Source organism: Pseudoalteromonas mucoides (assembly GCF_049257175.1).
Taxonomy (GTDB): domain Bacteria; phylum Pseudomonadota; class Gammaproteobacteria; order Enterobacterales; family Alteromonadaceae; genus Pseudoalteromonas.
Window position 1 is genome coordinate 21,943 of sequence record NZ_JBMMUC010000027.1, and the last position, 7,008, is coordinate 28,950.

At 38.7% G+C, this 7,008-nt stretch carries 8 protein-coding genes; 6 read left to right on the plus strand and 2 right to left on the minus strand.

The genetic code is table 11. The features are described 5' to 3' along the window. The first annotated feature begins 40 nt into the window (after window positions 1-40). Genes AAEU30_RS20970 through AAEU30_RS20985 form a run of 4 tightly spaced genes read left to right on the plus strand, consistent with a single transcriptional unit; the run spans window position 41 to window position 2,860 of the window. On the plus strand, window positions 41-1,015 hold the full coding sequence (locus AAEU30_RS20970) for a serine/threonine protein kinase (RefSeq protein WP_421962222.1): 975 nt from the start codon (window positions 41-43) through the stop codon (window positions 1,013-1,015). Window positions 1,016-1,047: 32 nt separating this feature from the next. Then, window positions 1,048-1,671, plus strand: coding sequence for a thiol:disulfide interchange protein DsbA/DsbL (locus AAEU30_RS20975; protein ID WP_421962223.1), 624 nt, complete (start codon window positions 1,048-1,050; stop codon window positions 1,669-1,671). A gap of 35 nt (window positions 1,672-1,706) precedes the next feature. Continuing rightward, window positions 1,707-2,345: a thiol:disulfide interchange protein DsbA/DsbL gene (locus tag AAEU30_RS20980; RefSeq protein ID WP_421962224.1), complete on the plus strand. Its 639-nt coding sequence runs from the start codon at window positions 1,707-1,709 to the stop codon at window positions 2,343-2,345. A 59-nt stretch (window positions 2,346-2,404) separates the two neighbouring features. Continuing rightward, a complete protein-coding gene (locus AAEU30_RS20985; RefSeq protein ID WP_421962225.1) occupies window positions 2,405-2,860 on the plus strand; it encodes a 2-thiouracil desulfurase family protein in 456 nt (151 codons plus the stop codon). Window positions 2,861-2,865: 5 nt separating this feature from the next. Here the strand turns inward: AAEU30_RS20985 and trmA are convergent, their stop codons facing one another. Next, window positions 2,866-3,963 (minus strand): tRNA (uridine(54)-C5)-methyltransferase TrmA, encoded by a 1,098-nt coding sequence (gene trmA / locus AAEU30_RS20990; protein WP_421962226.1) that lies wholly within the window; start codon window positions 3,961-3,963, stop codon window positions 2,866-2,868. A gap of 165 nt (window positions 3,964-4,128) precedes the next feature. On the opposite strand from trmA, the gene AAEU30_RS20995 reads away from it, so the two are divergent. Further along, on the plus strand, window positions 4,129-5,244 hold the full coding sequence (locus AAEU30_RS20995; RefSeq protein ID WP_421962227.1) for a DUF5610 domain-containing protein: 1,116 nt from the start codon (window positions 4,129-4,131) through the stop codon (window positions 5,242-5,244). Between the two features lie 63 nt (window positions 5,245-5,307). Further along, window positions 5,308-6,114 (plus strand): glutamate racemase, encoded by an 807-nt coding sequence (murI, locus tag AAEU30_RS21000; protein ID WP_421962228.1) that lies wholly within the window; start codon window positions 5,308-5,310, stop codon window positions 6,112-6,114. Here the strand turns inward: murI and AAEU30_RS21005 are convergent. Continuing rightward, on the minus strand, window positions 6,083-6,562 hold the full coding sequence (locus AAEU30_RS21005; protein ID WP_421962229.1) for an RNA recognition motif domain-containing protein: 480 nt from the start codon (window positions 6,560-6,562) through the stop codon (window positions 6,083-6,085). The two genes, murI and AAEU30_RS21005, sit on opposite strands and share 32 nt — an antisense overlap. Window positions 6,563-7,008: the final 446 nt, after the last annotated feature.

The window sequence follows — 7,008 nt, forward strand, 5'->3', positions numbered from 1 at the left end:
AAAGCGGGTTTTTCCCGCTTTTTTTATATTGATGAGAATTATGAGTAAATTTAGCTTTGAAGGTTTAACACCAGACAGTATTTTAGATGCCGTAGAAAGCATTGGAATTTATGCTGAATCGGGGTTGTTAGCATTAAATAGTTACGAGAATCGGGTTTATCAGTTTAAAGCTGAAGACGGAAATCGCTATGTGGTTAAGTTTTATCGCCCTGAACGTTGGAGCAAAGCGCAAATATTAGAAGAGCATAGTTTTGCGTTTGAGCTCGCAGCCGCTGAAGTGCCGGTTGTTGCACCTATTATTCATAATGGTGAAAGTTTATTTGAACACAACGGGTCTTTATTTACCTTGTTCCCAAGTGTTGGTGGACGGATTTTTGAAGTTGATAACCTTGATCAACTTGATGTTTTAGGGCGTTTGATTGGCCGTATGCATCAAGTTGCGAAAGCGAGTGAGTTTAAAGAGCGGCCATTAATCGGTTGTGATGAATATTTAGATACAGCTAAAATTCAGCTAAAAAATAGTAATCTCGTTCCCGCAAGCCTTGGGACTGCGTTTTATACCATTTTAGATATGGTGGTCACTGAGACAAAAGCTCAGTACAAAAACGTTGAAACGATTCGTCTACACGGTGATTGCCATGCTGGTAATATTCTGTGGTCGGGAGATGCGCTGATGTTTGTTGATTTAGACGATAGTCGACAAGGGCCGGCGATACAAGACTTATGGATGATGCTCAGTGGCGATCGAAACAATCAACTGTTACAGTTAGACACCTTAGTCACAGCGTATGAAGAGTTTTGTGATTTTGACCACGCTCAACTTAAATTGATTGAACCATTACGCGCTATGCGTATGGTTCATTATATGGGATGGTTAGCTAAACGCTGGGATGATCCTGCTTTTCCAAGGAACTTTTCCTGGTTTGCGGATGACAAATACTGGGAGCAACAAATTTTAGCTTTAAAAGAGCAGTACTCGGCACTGCAAGAACCACCGCTAAAGTTACTACCATAAATTATTTTCAAGAAAAATGAATAGAGAGTCCAATGCTTAAAAAATTAAAACTGAGTTTACTACTATTATGCTTGCCATTTGCCGCTATGGCCGCTGACTTTAAAGCGGGCGACCAATATACGGTATTAGATATTGAAAAAAGTAAAACGCCTCAAGTAACAGAGTTCTTTTCATTTTATTGCCCACACTGTTTTAAATTTGAACCGGTGGCAAAGGCGATGGAAAAAAGCTTACCTGCTGGTACAGAGTTTATTAAAAATCACGTAAACTTTTTAGGTGGTTTATCTCCACAAGTGCAAAGTAACTTAAGCTATGCTTACATTATTGCAAAGCTAAATGGTAAAGGTGAGCAAGTTGCTGATCAAATATTTAATAGTATTCATGTGCAACGTGCGCCGCTTGATAACATTAAAGATGTAAAGCAGCTACTAGAGCTAAATGGCATTAATAAAGCTAAATTTGATCAAGAAATTGCTAGCATGCCAGTAATCTCAGCTGAGCGTGCAATGCAAGATAAACAAAATAAGTTTTCTAAAGCGGGTGCTTTGACAGGCGTGCCAACATTTATCGTTAATGATAAGTATAAAATCAATATTAATACTATCAAGAGCCAGCAGCAGCTTGATGAGTTAGTTGCCTTTTTATTACAACAATAAGCTATTAAAGCAATAATTTTTGGAGTTTATAAATAATGATCAAATTAGTTAAAGCTGGATTACTGGCACTTTTATTACCTTTGGCCGCAACTGCCGCACCAACAGAATATGAAGAAGGTGTGCATTATGATGTCGTGTCTGAGCGTGCTAGTAAAAAGCCTGAAGTAAAAGAGTTCTTTTCATTTTACTGCCCGGCATGTAACAACTATGAAGCTTTACTTGCTGATGTTAAGCCTAAGCTAGACAAAACTGTTGAGTTTAAAAAAAGCCATGTAGATTTTGTAGGTGTGCGTGACACTGAAAATCAACAAATGATTTCGCAGGCGCTTGCTACTGCTGAAGTATTACCACAAAAAGATGCATTGATTGCAGCAATGTTTAACCACATTCATACTAAGCGCGCTAAGTTCAATGAACTAGCTGATGTTAAAGACGTTTTTGTAGCACAAGGTGTTGATGGTGATAAATTTGATAAAATTTATAAAAGCTTTTCAGTGCGTACAATGGCCTCTAAAATGAAGCGCGATCAAGGTTATTATAAAGAGAAGGGCGCTCTTAGAGGTGTACCGACATTTATCGTAAATGGTAAATACAAGCTTAACTTAGGGCGTGAAACTGGTATAACAGCGCCTGAAGATATTAGTAAATTGATTAACTACTTAGCTGCTAAATAATAAAGCAGGTTGGTCTTATAAAAGCTCCGTACGCGGAGCTTTTTTGTTACTAGGAAATTATGCAAAAAATACTCGTTTCAAGTTGTCTACTCGGTACGCCAGTTCGTTACGATGGTACTGGGCAAAAGCTAGTTCACCCACAAATTACTACATGGCAATCACAAGGTTTCATTATACCGCTGTGCCCTGAGGTTGCTGGTGGATTATCGACACCTAGAGCGCCGGCTGAAATCAGGCTCGATAAAGTGATTACAAATGACGATGAAGATGTGACAGTCGCATTTAAGTTAGGCGCGAAGAGGGCTTTACAATTATGTCTGTCTCATAATATCCGCTTTGCACTGCTCAAAGAATCAAGCCCATCATGTGGTCGTAATACAATTTATGATGGCTCGCACCGTGGTATTAAAGTCGCGGGAATGGGGTTAACGGCTGCATTATTAGAACAAAATGGAATTAAAGTGTTTAGTGAGGAGCAAATGCCAGCACTTTTAAAAGCGCTGGCTTCATGCTGAGCAGTCTATTTCTTTTGTAAGAAAACACCCGACTCGATGTGGTGGGTATAAGGGAACTGGTCAAAAATAGCAAAACGCTTAACTTCATGGGTTTGGCATAAATGATCTAAGTCTCGTTCCAAAGTGTCTGGGTTACATGAGATATAAATAATATTTTCATAGTTAGCGACTAAATCACAGGTAAGTGTATCCATACCTGCACGTGGCGGATCAACTAAAATAGTTTGGCAGTCGTAGCTCTTTAAATCAATTCCTTGCAAACGCGAAAAAGTACGTTCGCCATTCATTGCTTGCGTAAATTCTTCGCTCGACATACGAATAATATCTAAATTTGTGACGTTATTTTTAGCAATGTTGTACTGTGCTGAATGCACCGAAGACTTAGATATTTCGGTTGCAAGCACTCGATTAAATGAACCGGCTAGTGCTATAGAGAAGTTACCATTACCACAATAAAGCTCCAGCAAGTCGTTTTTAAGTGGAGCGCATAACTGTTGTGCCCACTCAAGCATTTTAATGTTCACCTTGGCATTTGGTTGCGTAAAGCTATTTTCAACTTGTTGGAATATTAACTCCTGGCCATTTACAGTTAAGCGCTCAGTAACAAAGTCTTCACCTAGCACTTCTTTTTGCTTTCGAGCTCGGCCAATAAAATCAATTTTGTATGTGCTACTTAGTTTAGCCTTTAATGCTTTTATCTCTGTCATCCACTGCTCATCAAGTGGTTTGTGATAAAGTAGGCTAACTAAAATTTCACCGCTTAAAGTAGATAGGTAATCAATTTGAAATAACTTACGGCGTAGTATTTCACAGCCTTTCAAATTTTCGATCATGGCAGCCATGACTTCACCAATTAAAGGTGCTGCAGGGTCAAAGGTATCAACACGTATTTTTTCTTTTGTGGCTTGATCAAACATAATATGGAACAAATCATCCCCATCATGCCATACTCTAAATTCAGCCCGTTGGCGGTAGTGAATAGGCTCTGAGCCAAATACTTCTAATTGCTCAACCCCAAAACGTTGGAATTGCGCAATAATACGCTGCTCTTTTTCACTTAGTTGTGCATCGTACGTTGATGTATCGATCTTAATAACTGCCATTATTCCCACTACCTTCTATCTTTAAGCTATTTATCGGCGCTATTGTAGGGGGCCGGAAGTATTTGTCTAGTTTTGAGTAAAAGTAAGTGCTGATTTTTTGTCCGTTTTACTTTAGGTTTTTGTAAACTTGCCGATAATAAAGAATGCAAATATAGGAGTCGGATTATGAAAATTGGCAATTTTGGCTATGTCCCAAACAATAACGTCAATCAAAACAGCAGTAAGGCCGCATTTACTCAGCCTACAATACAGTCCCCACAAGACAGTTACCAGCAACGTGGTAAAGAGCTAGCGGCAAAAGTATTGGGCGACAAAATGGCAGAAGCGCTCGGCTTACCTGTTGAGCAAGAGAAAAAAGACAAGCCTTTGTTTGATTTTGAAGAAATCGTAAAGAATGTTTTAGACTTTGTCACAGGTGCTGTAAAAAAAGCGCAAGCTGATGGCGCTGATGATGACAAGCTCAAAGGTATGCTTAGTGATGCTCGCAAAGGAGTTCAAATAGGTATTGATGATGCGTATGCAGAACTCAAAGATACTGGTGTTTTAAATGACGATATTGAACAAGGTATCGAAAAATCAAAAGAGGGCATTTTTAATGGTCTTGATGAATTTGAAGACGACCTATTTAACCCTCAACCGGATTCTGTCAGTGTTAGTCAGGCCCAATATTTAAGTTTAAGCAATAATGCGCAGTATAATTTTACAACTGCCGAAGGTGATGAAGTAAGTATTAGCTTTGCCGATGCCTTTACTCAGCAATCAGCAAGTAGCTATCAGCGCTCTGGTGATAGCGAAGGTTTTGCTAGTGAGTCATCTCAATCTCGTGAGCTTTCATTTAGTATGTCAGTAAATGGCGATTTAAATGAAGATGAACAAGAGGCAATCAATGCCTTAATGGAAGACTTACAGAGTGTCAGCAAGACTTTCTTTGGTGGTGATTTAGATGAAGCCTTTGAGCAAGCGCAAGAACTTAGTTTAGGCAGCGAGCAGCTGGTCGCTTTTTCGATGGATCTAAAGCAAACTAAAACATTTGCATCAATTAAAGGTTATGAAGAAAACAAACCAGCTCCAGAAAAAGAAGTAGCAAATAAAGTGGCGCCGTTTAATGATGACTTGAGAGAGACATTTAATAAGGCAAATGAACTTGGTCTGCAAAATCAGTTGTCGGGTATTTTACAATGGCTAAACCAAGATCAAGAAGAAGTCGGTAAGCTGGTTGATTATACTAAATCGATGTTTGAGCAAATGAATAAACTGCGTGAGGCAGTCTCAGAAGCATAAGCTTTATTTTATACTATGTGCGTGGCAAACTGCTCAGCTTAAATGAAGCTTGGAGTAGGCGGTTTGTCATCACACATTATGGTATTCGATTCAGGTATAGGCGGCACAACAGTACTTGAGCATATTAAAGCCTTATTACCTCAAGCCCAACTAAGTTATTTTATGGATAATGCTTATCTGCCTTACGGTAAGTTAAGCCAAGAAACAATTGTTGCGCGCTTAACTTCTTTACTTCATCACATTACAGCTCACCATTTAAAAGTTGATGTTCTAGTAATTGCTTGTAATACAGCATCGACATTAGCATTAGCAAAAATAAGAGAGTTAACTAATATACCCGTTGTGGGCGTTGTTCCAGCAATAAAGCCCGCTACTTTATTAACGCAAACTCAGCGTATCGGTTTATTAGCAACGCCTGCCACAATTAGCAATCGTTATACTCAACAACTCATAGCACTTTATGGTGAAGGTTTAACGGTAGATTTATATAGCAGTGTCGAGCTGGTGGCTATCGCAGAACAATTCTATTTTACAGGTGAGTTCAATCAAGCTAAGTTTGCCCAGGAAATGAAAAAGATCGCGATTAAGCCAAGTACTGACGTGTTGGTATTAGGGTGTACACATTTTCCAATCTTAGCTAAGCAAATAGATAATTATTATAATGGAACCATTAAGCTGCTGGATTCTGGTGCTGCAATAGCCAAAAGAGTTGCGGCGGTATTAGCTGAAAAAAATGGTTCAGAGTATCTAGTCTCCAATAATGAAGCTATACAAAAAAAGCCGCTGAATTACTATGCAACGGCTTCTGTATTAACTAATAAGTTAACAGTGGAGCGTGTTAAGCTGATTGATTCGTCTCTGAACGCATAGAAGTTGAATCATCATCTTGTTTTTGTTTCGCTTCACGAACTTTCAATGTACGTTGTTGGAACTCGCTATCATTTAATTGCGAAATAGCATTGTCAGCATCAGACTCTGCCATTTCAACAAAACCAAAGCCACGACGCTTGCCAGTATTTTTATCCTTTAATAGGCGTACGTTGAAAACTTTACCTTGTTCTTCAAATAAAGCGCGAACAACACTTTCATTTGCACGATATGGAAGATTGCCAACATAAAGCGTTTTTGTTTTTACTTCGGCTTCTTCCACAACGCCAGATGATAGTGCACCAACTACAAGGCCACCAACTAAAACACCTACAGCAAATAGTAAGCCAGGGCTTAGTGCTAAGCTTGAAAGTGCGAAATTGACTATAACAAAACCAATAACAGCCAGAATAACTAAAGAGATAAGAGATTTTTGATCGGGTAATTTCATTTTGATCTACCAATAAACAGGAAATAAACATTAATTTAACATTGTGAACTTGCTATCTTAACGCGATAAATGAACATATCAATGTTATTTATGTGAAATTATTAAATTTACCGTAAAAAATGACGCTAAAACTCCTGTTAAGTGACTATTTCATGGGTTTTTGAGTGCTTTTTGAGCGAACAGTTAAAAGTTTTAAAAAAAGGGTTGATCTGTTTTCGGAACTCCCTATAATGCGACCCCACTGAGACGGCAGAGCAGGCAACGCTTAGCGAGGCAAGCAAGTCACTTAGTAAGTCGAGTAAAACTTGAGTTTAGATTTTTTAAAAAGTTTAAAATTAAGTGTTGACAAAAAAATAGGAAGGCGTAACATGCGCAGCCCTAGCGAGATAAAGCAAAGCGCTTTAATCGCAACGTTCTTTAACAATATAAAGCAATCATCTGTGTGG

What these genes read in the sequence shown, in the direction of transcription:
- AAEU30_RS20970 (WP_421962222.1), top strand. Translation starts at nt 41, where the DNA reads ATGAGTAAATTTAGCTTTGAAGGTTTAACACCAGACAGTATTTTAGAT.
- AAEU30_RS20975 (WP_421962223.1), top strand. Translation starts at nt 1,048, where the DNA reads ATGCTTAAAAAATTAAAACTGAGTTTACTACTATTATGCTTGCCATTT.
- AAEU30_RS20980 (WP_421962224.1), top strand. Translation starts at nt 1,707, where the DNA reads ATGATCAAATTAGTTAAAGCTGGATTACTGGCACTTTTATTACCTTTG.
- AAEU30_RS20985 (WP_421962225.1), top strand. Translation starts at nt 2,405, where the DNA reads ATGCAAAAAATACTCGTTTCAAGTTGTCTACTCGGTACGCCAGTTCGT.
- trmA (WP_421962226.1), bottom strand. Translation starts at nt 3,963, where the DNA reads ATGGCAGTTATTAAGATCGATACATCAACGTACGATGCACAACTAAGT.
- AAEU30_RS20995 (WP_421962227.1), top strand. Translation starts at nt 4,129, where the DNA reads ATGAAAATTGGCAATTTTGGCTATGTCCCAAACAATAACGTCAATCAA.
- AAEU30_RS21005 (WP_421962229.1), bottom strand. Translation starts at nt 6,562, where the DNA reads ATGAAATTACCCGATCAAAAATCTCTTATCTCTTTAGTTATTCTGGCT.